This window comes from Salinibaculum salinum, assembly GCF_037645885.1.
GTDB lineage: Archaea > Halobacteriota > Halobacteria > Halobacteriales > Haloarculaceae > Salinibaculum > Salinibaculum salinum.
Genome location: NZ_JBBENW010000042.1, coordinates 1 through 2339 on the forward strand (window position 1 = coordinate 1; position 2339 = coordinate 2339).

2 protein-coding genes are annotated in these 2339 nt (G+C 47.2%); one reads left to right on the forward strand and one right to left on the reverse strand.

Annotated elements, in window-relative coordinates; translation table 11 throughout:
- Positions 1-368: 368 nt before the first annotated feature.
- Positions 369-980, forward strand: coding sequence for a CAP domain-containing protein (locus WDJ60_RS18700; protein WP_340102301.1), 612 nt, complete (start codon positions 369-371; stop codon positions 978-980).
- A 47-nt stretch (positions 981-1027) separates the two neighbouring features.
- Here WDJ60_RS18700 and WDJ60_RS18705 read toward each other — a convergent pair whose 3' ends face one another.
- Positions 1028-2029 (reverse strand): S1 family peptidase, encoded by a 1002-nt coding sequence (locus WDJ60_RS18705; RefSeq protein WP_340102299.1) that lies wholly within the window; start codon positions 2027-2029, stop codon positions 1028-1030.
- Between the last annotated feature and the right edge of the window lie 310 nt (positions 2030-2339).

A 2339-nucleotide genomic window follows, 5' to 3' on the forward strand; every position in this document is an offset into this window, starting at 1 on the left:
GAGCTGCCGGATTTGGACGAGCTGTTGCTGTGGGCGTCACAAAATCCAAATCCACACAGAGATCGATTACGTGAGCAGGTTGAACGAGGTGAGTTCGGCTTTGACCGCCACTAAACTAGAACCGATGGCGCGAACTCGGAAACAGTGGCGATGAAACAGATTGGAGCCGACTTTCAGATGATAGCTCGAAAAGTTTGCTGCAAAGGCTCTCTGACGGTCTGGGTTTCATAATTTTGTCGCCGTTCCTCTTACTGCGGTGGCTGTGGATACGAGCTCGGAAGGCCATCAGCTATGTATTCAAGTTTCCAGCAAGATTGGTTACATCACCAAAATTCTGGATTGGTATCCTCTTAATCAGCGGCGTTGCAGTGGCGCTTGGACCAGGACCGTCGGCGGTTGAAGACATTGTTGACGACGGGGTACAATTCGTAGGCGATGCCTCGAAAGCCGCAGACGATAGTTTATCAGCAGGTACTGATGCGACTGACAAAGATGGTGTAAATACAACACAGGTTGAGCAGGAAATTCACGCCCGAATCAATGACGTTCGAACAGAACGCGGACTGCCTCCATTACAACACGATCCAGCACTTCGCGAAATCGCACGTGGCCATAGCCAAGATATGGCCGCCAACGAGTACTTTTCTCACGAGGCGCCAGATGGCGACAACTTCGAAGACAGGTATCAGCAAGCAGGATACGACTGTCGGGTCTCAACAGGCGGGAACCGGTACAGCACCGGCGGAGAGAATATTGCCTACACGTACGCAGACTCGGACATCAATGTGGACTACGGTGGCACGGTGAACCACAACGGCAACGAAACGAAGATCGCACACGGACTTGTCCGCGGGTGGTTGAACTCACCAGGACACCGAGACACCATCCTACAGCCATACTGGGAGAATGAAGGAATTGGTGTCGCACTCGCAGAAGTAGATGGAAATACCAGAGTGTATGCGACTCAGAGCTTCTGCTAAGTACGTGTCCTGCGTATAGTCGAATCATAGGTTTCAACCTGCGACAATCAGTTTTCTTCCTTTGTTACGGATGTCGCACTTTCCTCCAAATTCGAAACCAGTTCTAAGATAGTATCTGGTTCAATCGTATTGTTCACCGCTTCGCTCGGTGAGTCTGGTTTGTTGCATTCGGGGTCAAACATCTCCCAAGTTGTTGTCTTAGTCACAAATTCGGAAAGATAGTCTATATCGAGACCATTATCGAGAAAATCACTGTCTCTCTCAAAGCTAACTGAATCTACAAAGTCACATAGTCCATTAATAGAAAGAAGGCTCTCAATGAGCTCAGAGTACCAGATATGGTTGATATTCGAATCGGTATCTTGCGGGTTTGCGGGTGTCCGATATTCTGCCGCATGAACTCCAATAAAAAATGTCGTAGAACCTGCCATGTGGGAATTGCCATCAAGCCTTTCAAATTCTGTAGTTCGGTCTGTGAATACAGGGCTACCACTCATTCCGTCTCCCATGGACCCATCCAAGAGAAATTGCGGGCTGTCATCGAACCAGTACCCATATGGACTGGCAATCAAACCGCTTCTAGCTATTGGGAATTTAGAATTTTTATCGACATATCCTTGAGGGTATCCAAATACACGTGCACCTGTTCCTCCCCTAATCAGTAGGTCCGGGTCTGCAAATGTTTCTGCAGATAGTGCTAGACTTCCTGTTTTATGATCACTGTCATTAACATGGCTAAGATTTTGATTTAGAGGGAGGGCTGTAAGATCTGCTTCAGGAAAATCAGGATGGATTAGCCACCGAGGAAAGTGGTCCTCGTATAACGTAATATCAATCCGATTTATATTCTCGATGCTTGAATAATCTCGGAAATATATAGACACTTTCTCTGGCTGGTTTTCTTCATGCTCCAAAACGTGTCGATTTGTAATTAAGAATGTCGAGCCATTATAGTTGTAGAAGAAACCGGTTCCGTGTTCGGATTTCTTGTTAGGAAAATCAACGACTGTAGTCGTGCGTAGTAACCTATTATATACATTCTGTATCATGGCTTGTTCTTATTTTAACACCTATTTAATTTAGCGGGCGTGAGTGATAGTGAGCCGTCCGTAGGCGGCTAGTTTGAAAATACAGGCGGTATGGAGCTTAACAATACCAGCAAAGGTTTTGGGTCCGAAAATCAACCGCCCCCAGTATCTAAAATGTCGTCCCAGTATCCGTCTTCTTTCTTAGAGCCTGTCATAGAAAGCGTCACGTACGAAGCGGCAGGGTGCGCGACGTGTGTCCAACACAAGCGCAACCCTGCAAGACGTAGCTTCGGTAGACGACTTCTTGAATGTCGCGGCTACCGAGACAGTT